Below are 18881 nucleotides of genomic sequence, written 5' to 3' on the forward strand. Positions count from 1 at the left end.
CGCGACAACCGCACCTGGCAACCCGACTCACCCCCGATCACCCAGTCGGCGGCTTGACATCGTCATTGAGAGTCCTTTCGATTGCACGCCTTTACATGCCAACGACCGAAATGGCACAGTATGACCCGCTGGCAGTCACTGTCAATAATGGCTCCGGGTAGGAAGGTCTGTTCATGAGCGTCCTCGAGGGCAAGATCGCGATTGTCACCGGAACCAGCCGGGGCGTCGGTGTCGGCATCGCGCATGAACTGCTGCGCGCCGGTGCCACGGTCATCGGCTGTTCGCGCGGGCCGTTGGACACCATCCCGGGTGTCGACGCAGACTCCGAGTGGGCGCCCCGGGCCTCGCAGCGCGTCTGCGATCAGGGCGACTGCGGCTCGATCGATTCCTTCGTTGCCGACGTGGTCGCCACCCACGGTCGGGTCGACATCCTCGTCAACAATGCCGGCGGCACCGTACCCGCGCCGCATGTAGAGAGCATTCCCGAACTCGTGCAACGGATTCAGGGTGCACCGCCGAGCGACGACGAGTACGAACGCACCGCGCTGTTCCACGCGTTCGCGGTACAGATGAACCTGATCAGTCCGCTCTGGTTCGCCATCCGGGCCTATCGGCAGATGGCAACCCAGGACGGCGTCGGCTGCGTCATCAATATCTCCAGCGGCGCCGGGCACCCGGCGGGCTCGCCGACCCTGGTCTCCTACGGGGCGGCCAAGAGTGGCCTCAACCACCTCACCCGATCACTGGCCGAGGAGTGGGGCCCGAAGGTGCGCGTCAACTGCGTGGCCCTGGGTCCCACGATGACCGAGAACTTCCGCTCGTTCGTGTTGCCCAAAGACGATCCCACCGGAGAGAAGTATTTCGCCGCCGTCCCGATGCGCCGTGCCGGCGAACCCGAAGAGGTCGGGCGCGTTTGTGTTTTCCTCGCCAGTGGCCAGGCCGACTTCGTCAACGGCACCACGATCGAATGCGACGGCGGCATGATGCCCGGCGTGCTCTACGAGGCCGGCCTGAAAACGATCACCGACCTGCTGTAAGCGTTGACCGTGCTCGCGGGAAGACCGTGGGCGCTTTCGCGCCTCAGCGGTGACGGAGTCGCGGTACTTTCGTCTCGGATGTGAACGCACGACGGCAGGGAGATTCAGATGAGCGAGCTGCAACCCACCCACGAGCAATTCGCGGCGCTCGCCGCGCGGCCGGCTGACGCGCCGGTGGTGATGATCAACCTCCTGAAGTTCAAGGCCGAGGACGGCCTGGAGCGCTACGCCCAATACGGGCGCGAGGTCACACCGCACCTCCAACGCGCCGGTGCGGCCGTCCGCTATATGGGCGGATCACCGTCGGTAGTGATCGGTGAGGGTGAAAGGCCTTGGTGGGATGCGATTCTCGTCGTTGAATACCCCTCGCCACAGGCCTTCATCGACATGGTGACGAATCAGGACTACCTCGAGGTCCACAAACATCGCGCCGCCGCCCTGGACCGCGGAGACCTTATCGCCACCTCGGTGTGGTCGATTGGCGAAAGCTGACGCTATGGGTCCAATGGGCCCTCGAGGCCGGGACCTATGGCCACTAGAACCCCGCGGTCGGTGCGGTTAGCGTCGGGCCAGGAATATCTACAGCCAGGAGGTGGGTCTCGTGGATACCCACTGTCTTCGAGGGTCGTCTGATCATGCGTGAATTCAGCGTTCCCACGAATTTCAGCATCGACGAGCGCGACAGCATCGTCGCCAGCGTGTACGCACATGAGCGGGACGACCCCGATCATGTGATCTTTCAGCGTCTGGTCAATGACGCGTGGCGGGATGTGACCTGCGCCCAAGCCGCTCAGCAGATCCGGGAAACTGCGCTTGGTTTGATCGCTGAGGGGGTGAACGCCGGGGACCGCGTGGCGATCCTGGCGGCTACCTGCTACGAGTGGGTGATTCTCGACTACGCGATCCTCTCGGTGGGAGCGGTCACCGTCCCCATCTACGACACCTCGTCGGCCGAGCAGGTCCGCTGGGTGCTGGAGGATTCGGGTGCGGTGTTGGTGATCACCCAAAGCGATGCTCACGGCCAACTGGTCAAGGAATTGAGCACCGAACTCCCCGCACTGCGCAAGATCCTGCACCTCGAGACGGGCGGGCTATCCGCGCTCGAGGAGCTGGCCACCTCCGGGAAATCAGTCGACGTGAGCGAACTGAACAAGCGGCTGGCGGCATTGCGGGCCGCGGACCCCGCGACGCTGATCTACACCTCGGGCACGACGGGCCGGCCTAAGGGCTGCCAGTTGACGCACTCCAATCTGCTTTACGAGACACGCGGTGCGGCAATGTATTTCCCGACGTTGCTGTGCAAGGGGCAACGGCTGCTGGTGTTCTTGCCGCTGGCCCACGTATTGGCCCGCGCGTTGTCAATGTCGGCCTTCGCCACCAAAGTCACCATCGGCTATACCAGCGATATCAAACACCTGATTCCAACCTTGGCCGCATTCAAGCCTACTGTCGTCGTGTCGGTACCTCGTGTCTTCGAAAAGGTATACAACACAGCGGAATTGAAGGCCCACGACAGCGGGCGGCGGGGCATCTTCGATGCGGCCGTGCGGACGGCGATCGAGTGGAGCATGGCTCTAGATGCCGGTGGCCCCGGGCCGCTGTTGCGGGCCAGGCACGCCCTTTTTGATCGGTTGGTCTACCACAAATTGCGCACTGCGCTCGGCGGCGACTGCCACGCCGCGGTTTCCGGTGGGGCCCCGCTGGGGAAGCGCTTGTGCCACTTCTACCGCGGTGCGGGCCTGACCATCTATGAGGGCTATGGCCTCACCGAGACCAGTGCCGCGATCACGGTGAACCTGATCGGCGAAGAGCGTCTAGGCACGGTGGGAAAGCTGTTGCCCGGCAACAGCATGGCAATCGCCAACGACGGAGAGGTGCTGGTGCGCGGTGGCGTCGTGTTCAGCGAGTACTGGCACAACGAAAAGGCGACTCGAGAGGCGATCACCAACGGGTGGTTCCACACCGGCGATCTCGGCACGATGGACGACGACGGTTACTTGTCGATCATCGGCCGCAAAAAGGAAATCATCGTCACCGCGGGCGGTAAAAACGTTGCCCCGGCCGTTCTCGAAGATCAGTTGCGGGCGCACCCGCTGATCAGTCAGGCGATGGTGGTCGGCGACAACAGGCCCTTCGTCGCCGCCCTGATCGCGATCGACCCCGAGGGTTTCGAGGTGTGGAAGCAGCACCACGGCAAGGGCGCGACCGACTCTGTCGCAGACCTGACCGACGACCCGGATCTGGTCGGCGAGATCGGCGGCGCGGTCGAACAAGCCAATCGCGCGGTGTCGCATGCCGAATCGATCCGCAAGTTCCGGATCTTGCCGGTCGACTTCACCGTGCTCACCGGTGAACTCACTCCCACTTTGAAGGTGAAGAGAAACATCGTCAGGATGCGGTTCGCCAACGAGATCGAGGCGATGTACGCAAAGGGGTGACCCGCGGCGTCGCGGTCAGCCCGGGCGCGAGATGCGCCGACATAGCGGTGCAGGATTGTGCCTTCGCTTCGCACCGCGATCGCGGTCTAATTGGGTGATGGAACTGATGAACCCCACCGACGGGATTTTTCTGCTGGGCGAATCCCGTGAACACCCCATGCACGTCGGTGGTCTGCAGCTGTACGAACCCCCGGATGGCGCCAGTCCGGAGTTTGTGCGGGAGTTCTACGACAGTCTGGTGGTCCAGCGCGATTTCCAGCCCACCTTTCTCAAGCGTCCGGCGACCTTCTTGGGCGGCATCGCCAACCTCGGGTGGTCCTACGACAAGGACCTCGATATCGACTATCACGTCCGGCGCTCCGCGCTGCCCTCGCCGGGCCGAGTCCGCGATCTGCTCGAGCTGACCTCGCTGCTGCACAGCGCCCTGCTCGATCGCCACCGTCCGCTGTGGGAGGCGTACGTGATCGAGGGACTCAAGGACGGCCGGTTCGCGATCTACACCAAGATGCACCACTCACTGATTGACGGCGTCTCGGCGCTGAAGCTGATGCAACGCGCCCTGTCGGCCGATCCCGAGGACACCCAGATCCGGGCCCCCTGGAGCCTACCCAAACTCAAGCGCACGTCCGCGCCGACCTCGCGGTTGAGTTCGTTGCTGCATACGGCGGGATCCCTTGCCGCGCTTGCCCCGTCGACGTTGTCATTGGCCCGTGCCGCGCTGTTCGAACAGCAACTCACGCTGCCATTCGGCGCCCCGCGCACGATGCTCAACGTCAATATCGGCGGCGCCCGCCGGTGCGCCGCGCAGTCATGGTCGGTGGATCGCATCAAGAACGTCAAGAACGCGGCGGGCGTGACGCTCAACGACGTCGTCCTGGCGATGTGTTCGGGTGCGTTGCGTTATTACCTGCTCGAGCAGGACGCGCTGCCGGAAACGCCGCTCTTGTCGATGGTCCCGGTGAGCCTGCGCCGGGAGGACGAGGCCGACGCCGGCGGCAACCTGGTCGGGGCCATCCTGTGCAACCTGGCCACCGACATCGAGGATCCCGCCCAGCGGCTGGAGGCGATCAGCGAGTCGATGTACAAGAACAAGACGGTGTTCTCCCAGCTGCCGCGGACACAGGCCTTGGCGCTTTCCGCGGTGAACATGAGTGCGCTGGCGATGTCGGCGGTTCCCGGATGGGTGAATTCGACGTCACCGCCGTTCAACATCATCATCTCCAACGTTCCGGGACCGCGTGAGCAGATGTACTACGGGGGCGCCCGCCTGGACGGCAGCTATCCGCTGTCTGCGATTCTCGACGGCCAAGCGTTGAACATCACCTTGGTGAGCAATGCCGACAAGCTCGATTTCGGGTTGGTCGGGTGCCGTCGTAGTGTCCCGCACTTACAGCGGCTGCTCGCGCATCTGGAGGAGTCGCTCAAAGACTTGGAACGCGCCGTCGGAGTCTGAGCCCGTTGCCGAAATTCAGTGCGGGAGTGCTGCTGTACCGGGCGCGCGACGGTGTGGTGGAAGTCCTGATCGCACACCCGGGTGGTCCGTTTTGGGCCCGCAAAGACGACGCGGCGTGGTCGATTCCGAAAGGCGAGTATTGCGACGGTGAGGATCCCTGGGCCGCCGCGCAGCGCGAGTTTTCCGAGGAGCTCGGAGTACCGATCCCGGCCGGACCGCGCCTCGACCTCGGTGCGCTGAAGCAACCCAGCGGAAAAGTGGTCACCGCCTTCGCCGTCCGCGGCGACCTCGACGCCCGTAACACGCGCAGCAACACCTTCGAGGTGGAGTGGCCGAAGGGCTCGGGCAGGGTGCGCGAGTTCCCCGAAGTCGATCGGGTCGAGTGGTTCCCGGTGGCGCAGGCACGCGTCAAATTGCTTAAGGGACAACGACCTTATCTCGACTTGCTGATGGCTAGCCCGGACGTGGCGGGACTCAGCGAAGGGTGTTAGTGCGTCGCCTGCGACGGCGGATCGCGAAGATGAGCACCACAGCGATCACGACGAATACGAACACCGCGAACCCAGCCAGCTCGACCGGGATGACCGTGTTGCGGTCGACGTAAATCACTTGCCGGTACGCGTCATCGTTGGCCGCGTTGGCAAAGGTGAAATCCGACGAGATCTGTTCCGGCTTAGGGATATTCACCTGCAGCTTGGTCAGATAGCCGCCGTGGTCGGCGGACAATTCGCGCAGCAGCGGGTTACGTACCTCGGCCGCGACATTGCCGGCGAATTGGACTTGCACCCTCTGGCCGACCGCAGGTGCGGCATCGGGGTCGGTGCGCTGTTGTCGATGATCGGACAGCGTAAAGACCGTGACTTGTTGGGGACCTGCCGCCGCGACCGATAGCCGCATCGGATAGACCAGTTTCGTCGACGGGAAGGTCATCCGCACCGGGTTCAGGCCCCCCACGATGGGGTTCGAACTGGTCAGTCGGATCGCGACGAACGACCATCCGTCACGCACATACGGACCCAGCGCCGCCGACACCGCCGGGCGGACGGCATAACCGTTGTCTTCCAACCACTTTTGCAATCCGCTCAGATCGCCGCCGGCCAGCGTGGTGGCCTCCAGCGGCCCGAGCTGGACCTGGTTGACGACCGTCGGTCCGCGAGGGGCCGCAGCAGCGTCAAGTGGCGCAGGCGCGCTTTGGCCAAACCCGCCCAGGACCCAGTGCCGGCGCTGCTGCACTCGGGGGGTAGTGAGCGTATCCAACTCGGCGAAGGTCGCCTTGTCGCCCTCGGTGACGTTTGCCGGGGTCGGCGTGGGCACCACCAGGGCGACGTTGTTCGTGTCGGCGTTCAAGGCCAGCTGCATGACGATGGTTTCGCTGGATCCGTTCCAATGCAGCAGCGCGACTTCGTGGTTCATGGCCGCCTGGCCGCCGACAGGAGGGACGATCGCGCCGCACGCGCAGGCGTAGCCCGGAGCAGCCGTGGCCACATTGGCCAGGGTAGCCAGGAGAACCGCGACCAGACCCAACCCGCAAGTGCGGGGCATCTTCATGCCGCACATGCTAGTTGCTGACGAGCGCGTAGTCACCCACTTCTCAGGGCCACCTAAGGTGCGGAATGCACAATATGGCCATGACGACTGTGCCGATTCAGCCGCCCGCCGAACCCGACGACCAGGCCGAATCGCAGAAGTTGCTGTTCGCATTCCTCGACCCTGCGACGCGAGCCAACCCGTATCCGCTGTGCGCACAGTTTCGCGACCGTGGACCGATCCTGTTACCCGAGGCGCACCTTGCCGTCTTCTCGACCTTCCGGGACTGTGACGACGCGTTGCGGCATCCGGCGTCGAGCAGCGACCGGATGAAGTCGGCGCGCGCTCAAGAACAGGTAGCAGCGCAGATCCGGGAGCTCACCGCTGCGGGTGCGCCACCGCCCGCGCAACCTCCGCCGGGATTTCTGTTCCTCGATCCCCCCGACCACACGCGCCTGCGCAAGCTGGTCAGTAAGGCGTTCGCGCCGAAGGTGGTCAATGCGCTGCGGCCCGACATCAGCGTCCTGGTGGGCGGATTGCTCGACGTGATTGCCGAGAAGGGCAGCTTTGACGTCATCGAAGATTTCGCGTACCCGCTGCCGGTCGCGGTCATCTGCCGACTGCTCGGCGTACCACTGGAAGACGAGCCGAAATTCAGCCACGCCTCGGGACTGCTTGCGCAAGCACTGGATCCGTTCGTCACCTTCACCGGTTCGGCCTCCGATGGTTTGCAGGAGCGCCTCGACGCCGGAACGTGGTTGCGGGGGTACCTGCACAGCCTGATCGACCGGCGTCGTTCTCGGCCCGGCGAGGACCTGATGTCGGGTCTGATCGCGGTGGAGGAATCCGGTGATCAGCTGACGGAAGAGGAGATCGTCTCGACTTGCCTGCTGCTGCTGGTCGCGGGTCACGAGACCACGGTCAACCTGATCGGCAATGCCGTCCTGGCGATGCTGCGAGATCCGGAGCACTGGACGGCGTTGGGCGCCGACGCGAACCGCGTTTCGGCGGTGATCGAGGAGACCCTGCGGTACGACCCGCCCGTACAAATGGTTGGCCGAATTGCCCTCGATGACATGTTGATCGGGCAGGTCGAGGTGCCCGCGGGTGATGTGATGATGTTGTTGCTGGCCGCGGCACACCGCGACCCTGCCGAATTCGACCGCCCCGATACGTTCGATCCCGATCGGGGAACGTTGCGGCACTTGGGCTTCGGTCGCGGACTGCACTACTGTCTGGGCGCACCGCTGGCGCGAATGGAAGCCGGCATTGCCCTGTCGGAGGCGGCTGCGCGATTCCCGAACGCGCGACTCGACGGCGAGCCGCGGTACAAGGCGAACGTCACGCTGCGGGGGTTATCCGAGCTGACGGTCGCGGTCTAGCCGCTTCGCCGCTCTAGTGGGGGCCCAGCTTGGGGGCGAACTGCGGGCAGAAGTAGGTGACCGAAGCGGCGATGAAGAACGCGGACTGATTCCGGTCCAGCCCGGAATGCTGATTGAGGTATTGGTATGCGTTCTCTTGATAGTCGAGCATGTCGCATATTTCCTTGGCATCCTCGATCACCGAGCCGTCCGGTGCATTGACGCCAATCCCATTGGCCCGTACCTGCCGGAGGAAGTCATCCGTTGGAGTTGCCTGCGCTACCGGGGCCGCCACTCCCGACAAGAGTCCGATAGCCGCCAAGATTGCCAGGGGCTTGCACGCGGCCGCCGCAGCGTTCATTCGTTGACTTCCTTTCGCCCCATCCATTAAGGATCGGGTTCCGCCGCAGGTCAATACGGAGGGAGACCATAAGCGGCTGTAGTGCACGTGGACCAAACAAGCGGTAAAGAATTATGACCTACGACGACGGCATTTGCCTGCCCGTGAAGCCGGGGGGCGTGGTCGTGGATTATCAGCTTGCCGATTTTTATCCGGGCGTGAACTGCGGGCAGAAGTACTTCACCGAGGCGGCGACGAACATCGCGGCCTGCTGGTCATTCAGGCCGGACTGCTGGTCAAGATATTGGAAGGCCGACTCCTGGTAGTCGAGCATGTCGCACACTTCCTCGGCGTCCTCGATCAGGTCGGCGTTCGTTTTGTGGAGTCCAACCCCGTTCGTGCGCACCGTGCGGAGGAAGTCGTCTGTTGTAGTCGCATGTGCGACCGGGCTCGCGCCTCCCAGTGAAAGCGCGAATGCCGCCAAGGTTCCTAGGGCCGCAGCCCTCACGGACAGCGCAGTGTTCATCTTTTAACTTTCTCTGTTCATTATCTAGACACCAACAATCGACCTTTGCTTTAGAAGGCGCAACAGATTTTCGCTTCCAGGTCGCTGTGCAAATACTGGACAGTCAGTCGCGGAACAGCTGCTGAATGCGCTCTGAGTTCGCGAAAACGCGGCCTTTTCAGCCCAGGCCGGGCACGATGTCGCCCAGGCTGAAGGTGACTGGCTGTTCGAGCTGTTCGTAGGTGCACGAGCGGGGGTCGCGATCGGTACGCCACCGGCTGAACTGCGCGGTGTGCCGGAACCGCCGGCCTTCCATGTGGTCGTAGCGGACCTCGACTACCCGCTCGGGTCGCAGCGGGACGAAGGACAGATCCTTGCCGGCGTTCCACCGCGAGGTTTCGTTCTTACGCGGGGTGCGCTCGCCGGCCTCGTGCGCGGCCCAGTTCCACGGGTGGTCGTCGAAAGTGGTTATCAGCGGCTGTAATTCGGTGAAGAGGCGCCGCCGTTCGGCCATCGGGAACGCGCCGATGACGCCGACCGATGCCAGCTGTCCATCGTCTTGATAGAGCCCCAGCAGCAGCGACCCGATCGCTTGGACTTCTGGGCCGCCGGACTTGTGCACCCGATAACCGGCGATCACACAGTCGGCCGTCCGCTCGTGCTTGATCTTGAACATGACACGCTTGTCCGGCTGGTAGGTAATGGTCAGTGGCTTGGCGATGACGCCGTCGAGACCGGCTCCCTCGAACTCCTCGAACCAGCGCTGCGCCGTCTCGAGAGCGGTGGTCGCCGGCGTGACGTGAAACGACGGCCCAGACCCGGCCAACGCGTCGACCAGGGCGGCGCGCCGGTCACTGAACGGGCGTCGGGTGAAATCCTGGTCGCCGAGGGCCAGCAGATCGAATGCGATGAATGCCGCCGGAGTCTGCTCGGCCAGCATCCGCACCCGCGAATCCGCCGGGTGAATGCGCTGTTGCAGCGCCTCGAAGTCCAGGCCATGGTCGGTCGCGATGACGATCTCACCATCGATCACGCACCGCTGAGGCAACTCGGCCTGGGCCGCGGCGATCAGCTCGGGGAAGTAGCGGGTCATCGGGCGCTCGTTGCGGCTACCCAGTTCGACCTGATCGGCGTCCCGGAAGCAGATGGACCGGAAGCCGTCCCATTTGGGCTCATAGGAGGCTTCCGGGGGTATCGCCTTGACCGACTTGGCCAGCATCGGCGAAACCGGCGGCATGACGGGAAGCTCCATTGGTCCATTCTGACGCGGGGCGTGCTGGAATCGAGGGATGGCTGCGGCATCCGAAGAGCTCGACGTCGACGGCGTCTCGGTACGTCTCTCCAGCCCGGACAAGGTGTATTTCCCGAAGCTGGGGTCGAACGGCACCAAGCGGCGGCTCGTCGAGTACTACCGCGCCGTGGCAGGCGGCCCGATACTGGACGCGTTGCGCAACCGGCCTACGCATCTGCAGCGCTTCCCGGACGGCATCGACGGCGAGGAGATCTATCAGAAGCGGATACCGCAGCATCATCCCGACTATTTGCAGACCTGCCGGGTCACGTTTCCGTCCGGACGGACCGCCGACGCGCTGATGGTGACGCATCCCGCCGCGATCGTGTGGGCGGCGCAGATGGGCACGATCACGCTACATCCCTGGCAGGTGCGCTGCCCTGACACCGAGCACCCCGACGAGCTGCGCATCGACCTTGATCCCCAGCCCGGTGTCGGTTTCGAGCAGGCGCGTTCGGTCGCGGTGGACGTGCTGCGTCCGTTGCTCGACGAGCTCGGCCTCGTCGGGTATCCCAAGACCTCCGGGGGCCGCGGGATCCACGTTTTTCTCCGGATCGCCACCGACTGGGATTTCATCGCGGTGCGCCGCGCCGGCATCGCACTGGCACGCGAAGTCGAACGCCGCGCGCCGGATGCGGTGACCACGTCCTGGTGGAAGGAGGAACGCGGCCAGCGCATCTTCATCGACTTCAACCAAAACGCCCGGGACCGCACGATGGCCTCGCCCTACTCGGTGCGACCGACGCCGATCGCGACCGTGTCGATGCCGTTGACATGGGATGAGTTGGCCGGCGCGGAGCCCGACAATTTCACGATGGCCACCGTGCCGGATCTGCTAGCCGGTCGCGCCGACCCGTGGGCCGGCATGGACGAGGTCGCCCAATCGCTGACCCCACTGCTGGAGATGGTCGAGGCGGACGAAGAGCGCGGCCTGGGCGATATGCCCTATCCGCCGAATTACCCCAAAATGCCGGGCGAGCCGAAACGAGTGCAGCCGAGTCGAGACACCGACCTGACCAGGAAAAACAAACCGAATTGATTAAAGTGTTCGTTGGGCGCGCACCGGTCGGCTGATTATTTCGTGCAATTGCCGACGACGTCCGCGGCCTATTCTGGCAGTCTGATATCAATTCATCGCAGCGTTGCGGTCGGGGGAAGTACGCGGTCGAACCGGGGGCGGCCAGGAAGGAACGAAGTAGTTGTGTCCGGTTTGAAGAGCAAACTCCTCGTCGCGGCGATCCTCGCCGCTGCCGCCACCGCGACCGCTGGGTGCACAACGCCCCTCACGATCGACTGCACCCCCTACGTCTGCACCGGCGGCTAAGAGTTCCTGACGGGCGAGGCGCCTGTCGGCAGGATCAGCATCGTCGGCGGGAACTTGAGCGCAGCGCTGGCCGTCGATTAGACAACAGTCATGACTGTGCCGGTTGCGGCACAAATCCCGCTTGGCCCGCCAATGCGCTCGGTGCGCCGTCGCGCGACGGCAATATCCAGGCGGCGACCAGTGCAATCAGGGCACCCGCCATGCCGGCTGTCGGCGCCGGTCCGGCCGGTCCACAGAGCACCATGTAGCCGAACGCGGAGCCGACCACCAGCAATGCCGAGTGCACAAAAGTCCAGCGGATGATGGAGCGCAGTCGGAACGACACAGCAATACCCAGCAACAGCGCAACAACGTGACCGATCGCGGTGAAATCTGCGCTCAACGCCGCCGCGACGGCGTTGCCCATCCACCACCCGACCCACACCGGCCGCCAGCGTGACGGTATCGATGCCGTGAGCGCCCCCAGAACACACACGGCGCCATAGCTGATCCCCACATCGGTGGCGCGCGCCAAGGACATCGGCAGCCAGCCCGCGGTCAGCGCCGTGGCGAGCCAGACGGCTACGACCAACGTGGCACCAATATGACCGAGTGCGAATGCGATGACCAAACCCTTACTGCGCCAGATCAATTCGCCCAGCGCCAGCAGACACACCAGGCCCGGTAGCCAAAGCAGCACGTGGCCGCCGTCGCTGACGAACGCGCTGCCGACCAGCGTGACGATTTGGCCGCGCGCCAGATTGTGCAAATTGGTGCTCATCTCCCGCACCGCGACGTCGTGCACATGCGGACCGAGTGCCGTCAGCAGGAAAGACACCCCGAGCAGCATGGCGGCGTACACGAGGGTGGCGGGTAGCCAGGCCGCCACCGACAGCACCCGCGAGCTCCACGCTGTCCGGCGATTCTCAATGCGAAGCACGGCGGTTGCACCTTCGTGAGTCCGGTCGACTATTGGCGGCCAATGGTCACCGTGTGGGTCAACAGCCATGTCCGACATGCCTATTCCCCCCTCACAGCGTTGACCACCATTGTGACGGAACCGGCGCGGTGCGGCCGGTGAGACCAATCACAGTCGCGGGCCCGCACATCGGCGATGGTTTCTCGGTCATTCCATCGATGCATAGCCGGGCCGGCGGCGCGCAACGACCGGATGGCGCGAACGAGGTGCGGGCTCAATCCGTGCCGGAGCGACAGATGCAGCTCGAACAGCGTCATGCTTCCAAATTGAGGTCTGCAGCGCCGGCGTGCCGCGTTCTTAACGGATTCTTCACACCCGGGTGCTCAATCTTCACGGTTCCGGCAACGATGCCCCGGAAGGCGGGCTAAGCCGCCAGCCTCGGCATGACGAACTGGACGTCGGCGGCAGACCGATGCTCATGTTGCTGCAGCCACGCCGACAGCGCCCTTGACGTCGTCGTCCCGCGGCTGTTACACATGGCCCTGCGTGACCTATTTGGGCGATCGCTCAAACGCGATGCGGTGGAGGTGCGGTGGGTAAGGGAAAGCATCGATGACTGTCGCCGAGGACACCGAGGTCTACTACGACCCCTATGACGTTGCCATCAACTCCGACCCGTACCCGACGTACGCGCGGCTGCGCGAAGAGGCTCCGCTCTACTACAACGAGCAATACGACTTCTGGGCGGTGTCAAGGCATTCCGATGTCGAGCACGGATTGGCCAACTGGCAGACGTTCTCGAACCGTCGCAGCGACATTCTCGAACTGGTGCACTCGAAGTTCGATATGCCCCGCGGCGTGATGATGTTTCAGGACCCGCCCGAACACACGATGCTGCGCGGACTGATGTCACGGGTGTTCACGCCGCGTCGGATGGCCGAACTCGAAGACCAGATCCGGCGTTATTGCGTGCGCTGTCTGGATCCGCTCGTCGGGTCGTCAGGGTTCGACATCATTGCCGAGCTTGCCTCGATGATGCCCATGCGAGTGATCGGCATGCTCTTGGGAATTCCCGAGTCCGAACAGGTTTCGGTCCGCGACGCCAACGACGCCAACCTGCGCACCAAGCCGGGGGCGCCGCTGAAGGTTTCCAACGCCGATTCCATCGCCGATGGCCGCATCTACGCCGATTATGTCGAGTGGCGATCGAAGAACCCGTCCGACGACCTGATGACCACGCTGCTCAACGTTGAGTTCGACGACGAGGAAGGTGTGCACCGAAAGCTGACCCGCAAGGAGGTCCTGCACTACACCCAGGTGGTGGCCGGCGCGGGCAACGAGACCACGGGACGGCTGATCGGATGGCTGGCCAAGGTGCTCGCCGAAAACCCGGACCAGCGTCGGGAAATCCATCAGGACCGCTCACTGCTGAACCGTACTGTTGATGAGACATTGCGGTTCGAACCCACGGGGCCGCACGTAGCCCGTTGGATGGCAAAGGATTTCGAGTGTTACGGGAGGACTGTTCCGGCGGGCAGCGCGATGTTGCTTTTGTTCGGCGCTGCCAACCGCGACCCGCGCCGGTACACCGATCCGGACACCTTCAATATCCACCGCGACAATATCTCCCACATCACCTTCGGAAAAGGCGTGCATTACTGCCTGGGGGCGAACCTGGCCCGGCTGGAGGGTCGCGTCGCGCTGGACGAGATCCTCAACCGCTGGCCGGAATGGGATATCGATTACGACACAGCACAACTCGCCTCGACCTCGACGGTGCGCGGCTGGGAGAGACTGCGAGTCGTGCTGCCGTAGCCCCGGCGCTGCAATCTGCGTGGCGGTTGTGGTTTTGCCCGCCTCATAGCGACAACCGATGCACGCGCACCTAGTTGTCGCTACGAGGCGGGCAATAGGACACACCCGCCTGTCCGGTCGGTACACCCGCGGGTGCGAATCAGTCCTGCGTGTCGCGACCGCGGCGGGTCTTCGGCTCCGGCATCTCGAATCGGTCCAGCAGCCGGTTCACCACTGCGATGGCCTCGTCGTGGCCCCCGGACGTACCCAGTCCCTCTTCCAGGATCAGGGTGCGGCCGATCGAGGCGATGAAGACCGCGATCGCCGCCGGCGGGAACTCGTCGGTGTCGATGTCGTGCTGGCGGATGATGAAGTTCAGCGCGGTGATCTGTTGCTCGCGCCACCGCTCTGACCATGCGGCGATCTCCGCGCGAATCTCCTTGCGGTGGTTGGCAAGTCCCATGAACTCTAGCAGCAGTCGGGTGTCCTTGGGTGCGATCAGCGTTTCCCAGAAGGCGTGCAGCGGGCGGTCGGATGACAATGCTGTTTGTTGGCGCTCCAGGTAGACGGCGGCACCGTTGCGGAAGACGGCCAGATACAGCTCGTCCATCGTCGGAAAGTAGTAGTGCACCAAGGCCGGTTTGACACCGGCCTTGGCGGCCACCCGACGCGATGTCGCTGCGGCGTAACCCTCCTCGACCATGACCTGACTCGTCGCGGCAACCAGCATGTCGCGCGTCGTGGAGTCGCGCGCCTTCGGTCGCTCGGATGCAGCCACAGTCCGGTCATATCACACAGCAGGTGTGGCGAGGAAAAGCGTTGAATCGCCCGAATCTTCGGTTTGGCGCACGGGGCCGTGCCGTCCGCGCCTGGCGCTCGATCGCTTGCACCCCGAAGCGAAGGCCGGCCCAGCGGCTTGACCGTGGTCGATGCCGGGTGATAGGCATGTGAAGCCGACCGTTGAGCGATCGCTCAGGAAAGGTGGACGACGGCTTGAGCGCGAAAACAGCGGTGGTGACCGGCGGTGCCTCGGGGATTGGCCGGGCCTGCGCCGACAGGTTGCGCAAAGACGGATTTCAGGTGGCCGTCATCGATCTCTCTGCCACCGACGACGGGTTCGGCCACGTCGCCGACGTCACGGATCGGGCGCAGGTCGACGCCGCGATGTCGGCCATCCGCGGCGCGCTGGGCCCGATCCTGGTGCTGGTCAACGCGGCCGGAGTGGAGGGCTTCAAGAAGTTCTTGAGCATGTCGTTCGAGGAATGGTCGAAGGTGATCGACGTCAACCTCAACGGTGTGTTCAACACCATCCAGTCGGTGCTGCCGGACATGGTCGAGGCGGGCTGGGGACGCATCATCAACATCTCGTCGTCCAGTACGCATTCCGGTCAACCGTTCATGGCCCACTACGTGGCGGCGAAGTCCGCCGTCAACGGGCTGACCAAGTCGCTGGCCCTCGAGTACGGGCCGAGCGGGATCACCGTCAACGCGGTGCCACCGGGATTCGTGGACACCCCGATGCTGCGCAGCGCCGAGAGCCGGCATCTACTCGGCGGAACCGTAGAGGACCACATCGCCCGCACCCCGGTTCGACGAGTAGGCAGACCCGAAGATATCGCCGCCGCGTGCGCCTTCTTCGCTTCCGAGGAAGCCGGCTACATCACCGGACAGATCCTCGGCGTCAATGGCGGCCGCAATACCTGACGGGCCAGATCTCAAGAGATCCAAGGAGTTTCATGTACGACAGGGACCGACTCTTCATTGACGGGAAATGGGCGGCGCCGATTGACGGCCATAATTCCATCTCAGTGGTGTCCCCGCACAGTGAGGCCGTCATCGGCCACGCGGTCAGTGCCGGACCTGCGGACGTGAACCGCGCCGTCGACGCCGCCCGGGCGGCCTTCGACGTCGGGCCGTGGCCGCGCATGCAACCGCCCGAGCGCATCGAGGCGATCACCCGGCTGGCCGGCCTCTACAACGAACGGCGAGCCGATATGGCCGCGCTGATCTCGGCCGAGATCGGAGCTCCGATCACCTTCGCCAAGCGGGCGCAGGTTCGGCTGCCGCTCACCATGATGTCGGCGTTCTGCGATCTCGCGGCCGGCTACCAGTGGTGCCAGGATCGTCCCGGGCTGTACGGCAAGAACATCCGGATCCGCAAGCAGCCGGTGGGCGTCGTCGCCGCGGTGGTGCCCTGGAATATGCCGCAGTTCCTCACTGTCACCAAGGTGGTGCCGGCGTTGCTGGCCGGCTGCACGGTGGTGCTCAAGCCCGCGCCCGAATCGGTGCTCGATGCGCAGCTGCTCGCGGATCTTGTTGCGGCAGCTGATCTTCCGCCCGGTGTGCTCAACGTGGTGCCCGGGGGCCGTGACGTCGGCGAGCTGCTGGTGCGGCATCCCGGCGTCGACAAGGTGTCGTTCACCGGTTCCACCGCGGCCGGCCGGCACGTCGCCCTGGCGTGTGCCGAAGGGCTCAAGCAGGTCAGCCTCGAACTGGGCGGCAAGTCGGCGGCCGTCGTGCTCGACGACGCGGACCCCACAGCCGTCGCGACCGGCATCCAGATGGCCAGCCTGGCCAACAGCGGGCAGGTCTGCAACGCGCTGAGCCGGATCCTGGTGCCGCACCAGCGCAAGGACGAATTCGTCGACGCGCTGGCGGCTGGTATGGCCTCGATGACCGTCGGTGACCCGGCCGATCCCGACACCCAGATCGGTCCGCTGGTGGCCCAGCGTCAGCAGGCGCAGGTCCGCGGCTACATCGAATCCGGCAAAAGCGAAGGGGCGCGGGTGGTTACCGGCGGCAGCGAGATGCCCGACGGCCTCGACACCGGTTGGTATGTGCGCCCGACGCTGTTCAGCGACGCGACCAACGACATGCGAATTGCGCGTGAGGAGATCTTCGGCCCGGTGCTGACGGTCATCTCTTACCGCGACGAGGATGAGGCGATTCGGATCGCCAACGACTCCGAATACGGGCTGGCCGGGTCGGTGTTCACCGGTGACGTCGAACGTGGGTACGGCGTTGCGGTCCGGGTCAGGTCCGGCACGTTCGGCGTCAACGAGGGCTACATCATGGACCCGGCCGCACCGTTCGGCGGCGTCAAGAACAGCGGATACGGCCGCGAGCTGGGCACCGAGGGAATCGACAGTTACACAGTGAGCCAGTCGATCTCGACGGCCGGCTGATTTAGAGCTTTTTGAGGCCGCCGACGACCTTTTTGAACGGGACGACCGATGCCAAGCCTTTACGCAGACTGCGCTGCAGCAGGCTTACATTGCTCATCACGAGGTAGCGCACTCCTGCGTCACGCCAGTGCGCGACCGTCTCGATGATCTCGTCGGGCGTTCCGTTGAGTAGGAACTCCCGCAGCACCGGCGGCGGAATCTTGGCTTGATGGGACAGGGCGGTTTGCTCGTCCCAGCCGTGCGGCACCAGATCCTGAGCACCGGCGAAGCCCGCCCCGAGCGGGTGCTGCACGCCGTGGCGAACGAAGACGTCGTCCGGTGCGTTCAGCCCGAACGCCCGCACAACTTCGGAATCGAGGGCCTCGTCGACGTCGTCGCGGCTGCGGCCGGTCACGACGAACACCTGAAGCGCCGGGAGGATCGACAGGGGATCGCGACCGGCGTCGGACGCGGCCGAGCGGACCACGTCAAGTCGTTGCGTGTAGTCCTCCGGCAGGTGCGCAAAGCTCGGATAGTAGGCATCGGCGTAGCGTCCGGCGGCACGCAGCATCCGCGGACCATGCGCACCGATCCAGATCTCGGGCCACTTGCCGCGATAGGGCGGCAGCTCGAACAGGGCATCGCGGAGGGGGAAAAACGGCGAATCCCTGTTGACCAGCTCGCCGCCCGAATTCCACAGTGCGCGGATGGTGGCCATCGCCTCCTCGAACCGGGCGACGGGCTTGGACCAGTCGACACCGTAGGGTTCGTTTCCCTCGCGTTCGCCCGGGCCGATGCCCAGAATTGCCCTGCCCCGGCTGATCAGGTGCAGCGTCGCAGCGGCCTGCGCGGTCACCGCGGGGTTGCGCCGGCCGCTGTCGGTCACTCCTACGCCTAAGCGGAGGCGGCCGATCCGGTTGCGCGCCGCGATGTGCCCGAGCATCGTCCACGGCTCCATGGCCGCATCGATCTTGGGTATGAGTCTGGTTGCACCGCAATACTTTTGCTGCCAGAGCGAGCGCGGAAACAACTGATTGAGGTGATCAGGTACCCAGAAAGAGTCGACCCGGTCGGCGACTGCGCCGAGGTAATTGGCCCGGGTAAAGGCATCTGCCGCGGACCTGGCCGCGAGGATCGGGTCCCCAACACCCACACGAAATCCAGTCAACGTCGGCCCTTTCCGGCAGCGTGGTCGAAGACGATTGCAGTATCGCCCGAGCCGGTCGCATTTGCTGGATGAATAGGTCCGGGCGCCCTGACGATCGCCATGATTAGGGAATTAGGGATCGGGGAATGGTGTGGAAAACCATTCACATACTTAAGGAACACCCGTGGCTGCGAGCTTTCAAGACGTCATCCAGTCCAAGTACCTCCTGTTGACGACATTCACCAAGGACGGACGTCCGAAGCCCACGGCGATCTGGGGTGTGCCCGACGGCGACAAGCTTCTCGTCATCACCGACGACGGCTCCTGGAAAACCAAGCGGATCAATAACACGCCGCGCGTGACGGTCGCCAAGAGCGGGGCCCTGGGCAAACCCAAGAGCGAAGAGGTCGAGGGCGTCGCGCGCGTGTTGCCGAAGTCCGAGACGCAGCGGGTCTACAGCGCCGTGCTGAAGCGGTATTGGTATCACGCCCCATGGTTCTACGTGCACTCGATCGTGCGCGGCGGCATCGACAAGGTCCACGTCGGCCTCGAGATCAAACCCGCCGATTAGCAACGCTTCCCGGCGTGCAGCGCCCCGGTTA

At 64.4% G+C, this 18881-nt stretch carries 18 protein-coding genes; 11 read left to right on the forward strand and 7 right to left on the reverse strand.

Going from position 1 to position 18881, the window contains the following annotated elements; translation table 11 throughout:
- Positions 1–173: 173 nt before the first annotated feature.
- The 5 genes from ACAG21_RS26910 to ACAG21_RS26930 all read left to right on the forward strand — a co-directional run bounded on the left by ACAG21_RS26910 (position 174) and on the right by ACAG21_RS26930 (position 5419).
- The gene (locus tag ACAG21_RS26910) at positions 174–1037 is read left to right on the forward strand and encodes an SDR family NAD(P)-dependent oxidoreductase (protein ID WP_370499306.1); all 864 of its coding nucleotides are present in this window, start codon (positions 174–176) and stop codon (positions 1035–1037) included.
- A 108-nt stretch (positions 1038–1145) separates the two neighbouring features.
- The gene (locus tag ACAG21_RS26915) at positions 1146–1529 is read left to right on the forward strand and encodes a DUF1330 domain-containing protein (RefSeq protein WP_370499307.1); all 384 of its coding nucleotides are present in this window, start codon (positions 1146–1148) and stop codon (positions 1527–1529) included.
- A 143-nt stretch (positions 1530–1672) separates the two neighbouring features.
- On the forward strand, positions 1673–3475 hold the full coding sequence (locus ACAG21_RS26920; RefSeq protein WP_370499308.1) for a long-chain fatty acid--CoA ligase: 1803 nt from the start codon (positions 1673–1675) through the stop codon (positions 3473–3475).
- Positions 3476–3572: 97 nt separating this feature from the next.
- Entirely contained in the window at positions 3573–4928 is a 1356-nt protein-coding gene (locus ACAG21_RS26925) for a wax ester/triacylglycerol synthase family O-acyltransferase (protein WP_370499309.1), read from the forward strand.
- Positions 4929–4933: 5 nt separating this feature from the next.
- Positions 4934–5419, forward strand: a complete 486-nt coding sequence (locus ACAG21_RS26930; RefSeq protein WP_370499310.1) for an NUDIX domain-containing protein — start codon at positions 4934–4936, stop codon at positions 5417–5419.
- On the opposite strand, the gene ACAG21_RS26935 is transcribed toward ACAG21_RS26930, so the two are convergent.
- On the reverse strand, positions 5403–6476 hold the full coding sequence (locus ACAG21_RS26935; RefSeq protein WP_370499311.1) for a DUF2330 domain-containing protein: 1074 nt from the start codon (positions 6474–6476) through the stop codon (positions 5403–5405). The two genes, ACAG21_RS26930 and ACAG21_RS26935, sit on opposite strands and share 17 nt — an antisense overlap.
- Before the next feature lie 80 nt (positions 6477–6556).
- On the opposite strand from ACAG21_RS26935, the gene ACAG21_RS26940 reads away from it, so the two are divergent.
- The gene (locus ACAG21_RS26940; protein ID WP_370499312.1) at positions 6557–7837 is read left to right on the forward strand and encodes a cytochrome P450; all 1281 of its coding nucleotides are present in this window, start codon (positions 6557–6559) and stop codon (positions 7835–7837) included.
- Positions 7838–7850: 13 nt separating this feature from the next.
- Here the strand turns inward: ACAG21_RS26940 and ACAG21_RS26945 are convergent, their stop codons facing one another.
- The 3 genes from ACAG21_RS26945 to ACAG21_RS26955 all read right to left on the reverse strand — a co-directional run bounded on the left by ACAG21_RS26945 (position 7851) and on the right by ACAG21_RS26955 (position 9913).
- Positions 7851–8177 (reverse strand): DUF732 domain-containing protein, encoded by a 327-nt coding sequence (locus ACAG21_RS26945; protein WP_370499313.1) that lies wholly within the window; start codon positions 8175–8177, stop codon positions 7851–7853.
- Positions 8178–8364: 187 nt separating this feature from the next.
- On the reverse strand, positions 8365–8682 hold the full coding sequence (locus ACAG21_RS26950) for a DUF732 domain-containing protein (protein ID WP_370499314.1): 318 nt from the start codon (positions 8680–8682) through the stop codon (positions 8365–8367).
- A gap of 157 nt (positions 8683–8839) precedes the next feature.
- Positions 8840–9913, reverse strand: coding sequence for an ATP-dependent DNA ligase (locus ACAG21_RS26955; RefSeq protein WP_370499315.1), 1074 nt, complete (start codon positions 9911–9913; stop codon positions 8840–8842).
- Positions 9914–9950: 37 nt separating this feature from the next.
- On the opposite strand from ACAG21_RS26955, the gene ligD reads away from it, so the two are divergent.
- On the forward strand, positions 9951–10991 hold the full coding sequence (ligD, locus tag ACAG21_RS26960; RefSeq protein WP_370499316.1) for a non-homologous end-joining DNA ligase: 1041 nt from the start codon (positions 9951–9953) through the stop codon (positions 10989–10991).
- Between the two features lie 373 nt (positions 10992–11364).
- Here ligD and ACAG21_RS26965 read toward each other — a convergent pair whose 3' ends face one another.
- Positions 11365–12195 carry a rhomboid-like protein gene (locus ACAG21_RS26965; RefSeq protein WP_370499317.1) on the reverse strand — a complete coding sequence of 277 codons (831 nt, stop codon included), beginning with the start codon at positions 12193–12195 and terminating at the stop codon, positions 11365–11367.
- A 591-nt stretch (positions 12196–12786) separates the two neighbouring features.
- Between ACAG21_RS26965 and ACAG21_RS26970 the strand changes: the two genes are divergently transcribed.
- Positions 12787–13989 carry a cytochrome P450 gene (locus ACAG21_RS26970; protein ID WP_370499318.1) on the forward strand — a complete coding sequence of 401 codons (1203 nt, stop codon included), beginning with the start codon at positions 12787–12789 and terminating at the stop codon, positions 13987–13989.
- A 139-nt stretch (positions 13990–14128) separates the two neighbouring features.
- Here the strand turns inward: ACAG21_RS26970 and ACAG21_RS26975 are convergent, their stop codons facing one another.
- Complete coding sequence (locus tag ACAG21_RS26975; RefSeq protein ID WP_370499358.1) at positions 14129–14698, reverse strand: TetR/AcrR family transcriptional regulator; 570 nt, start codon at positions 14696–14698, stop codon at positions 14129–14131.
- 263 nt (positions 14699–14961) lie between these two features.
- On the opposite strand from ACAG21_RS26975, the gene ACAG21_RS26980 reads away from it, so the two are divergent.
- Together ACAG21_RS26980 and ACAG21_RS26985 are read left to right on the forward strand one after the other, a co-directional pair.
- On the forward strand, positions 14962–15672 hold the full coding sequence (locus ACAG21_RS26980) for an SDR family NAD(P)-dependent oxidoreductase (protein WP_370499319.1): 711 nt from the start codon (positions 14962–14964) through the stop codon (positions 15670–15672).
- A gap of 32 nt (positions 15673–15704) precedes the next feature.
- Positions 15705–17153: an aldehyde dehydrogenase gene (locus tag ACAG21_RS26985; RefSeq protein WP_370499320.1), complete on the forward strand. Its 1449-nt coding sequence runs from the start codon at positions 15705–15707 to the stop codon at positions 17151–17153.
- Position 17154: 1 nt separating this feature from the next.
- Here ACAG21_RS26985 and ACAG21_RS26990 read toward each other — a convergent pair whose 3' ends face one another.
- Entirely contained in the window at positions 17155–18300 is a 1146-nt protein-coding gene (locus ACAG21_RS26990) for an LLM class flavin-dependent oxidoreductase (protein ID WP_370499321.1), read from the reverse strand.
- A 163-nt stretch (positions 18301–18463) separates the two neighbouring features.
- Between ACAG21_RS26990 and ACAG21_RS26995 the strand changes: the two genes are divergently transcribed.
- Positions 18464–18850: a PPOX class F420-dependent oxidoreductase gene (locus ACAG21_RS26995; protein ID WP_370499322.1), complete on the forward strand. Its 387-nt coding sequence runs from the start codon at positions 18464–18466 to the stop codon at positions 18848–18850.
- Positions 18851–18881 lie beyond the last annotated feature (31 nt).

It is taken from the genome of Mycobacterium sp. pR1184, from assembly GCF_041287235.1.
Taxonomy (GTDB): Bacteria; Actinomycetota; Actinomycetes; order Mycobacteriales; family Mycobacteriaceae; genus Mycobacterium.

Bases quoted from the DNA above. Each gene is read 5' to 3' on its own strand.
- ACAG21_RS26910 (WP_370499306.1), top strand. From the start codon at position 174: ATGAGCGTCCTCGAGGGCAAGATCGCGATTGTCACCGGAACCAGCCGG.
- ACAG21_RS26915 (WP_370499307.1), top strand. From the start codon at position 1,146: ATGAGCGAGCTGCAACCCACCCACGAGCAATTCGCGGCGCTCGCCGCG.
- ACAG21_RS26920 (WP_370499308.1), top strand. From the start codon at position 1,673: ATGCGTGAATTCAGCGTTCCCACGAATTTCAGCATCGACGAGCGCGAC.
- ACAG21_RS26925 (WP_370499309.1), top strand. From the start codon at position 3,573: ATGGAACTGATGAACCCCACCGACGGGATTTTTCTGCTGGGCGAATCC.
- ACAG21_RS26935 (WP_370499311.1), bottom strand. From the start codon at position 6,476: ATGAAGATGCCCCGCACTTGCGGGTTGGGTCTGGTCGCGGTTCTCCTG.
- ACAG21_RS26940 (WP_370499312.1), top strand. From the start codon at position 6,557: ATGACGACTGTGCCGATTCAGCCGCCCGCCGAACCCGACGACCAGGCC.
- ACAG21_RS26945 (WP_370499313.1), bottom strand. From the start codon at position 8,177: ATGAACGCTGCGGCGGCCGCGTGCAAGCCCCTGGCAATCTTGGCGGCT.
- ACAG21_RS26950 (WP_370499314.1), bottom strand. From the start codon at position 8,682: ATGAACACTGCGCTGTCCGTGAGGGCTGCGGCCCTAGGAACCTTGGCG.
- ACAG21_RS26955 (WP_370499315.1), bottom strand. From the start codon at position 9,913: ATGGAGCTTCCCGTCATGCCGCCGGTTTCGCCGATGCTGGCCAAGTCG.
- ligD (WP_370499316.1), top strand. From the start codon at position 9,951: ATGGCTGCGGCATCCGAAGAGCTCGACGTCGACGGCGTCTCGGTACGT.
- ACAG21_RS26970 (WP_370499318.1), top strand. From the start codon at position 12,787: ATGACTGTCGCCGAGGACACCGAGGTCTACTACGACCCCTATGACGTT.
- ACAG21_RS26975 (WP_370499358.1), bottom strand. From the start codon at position 14,698: ATGCTGGTTGCCGCGACGAGTCAGGTCATGGTCGAGGAGGGTTACGCC.
- ACAG21_RS26985 (WP_370499320.1), top strand. From the start codon at position 15,705: ATGTACGACAGGGACCGACTCTTCATTGACGGGAAATGGGCGGCGCCG.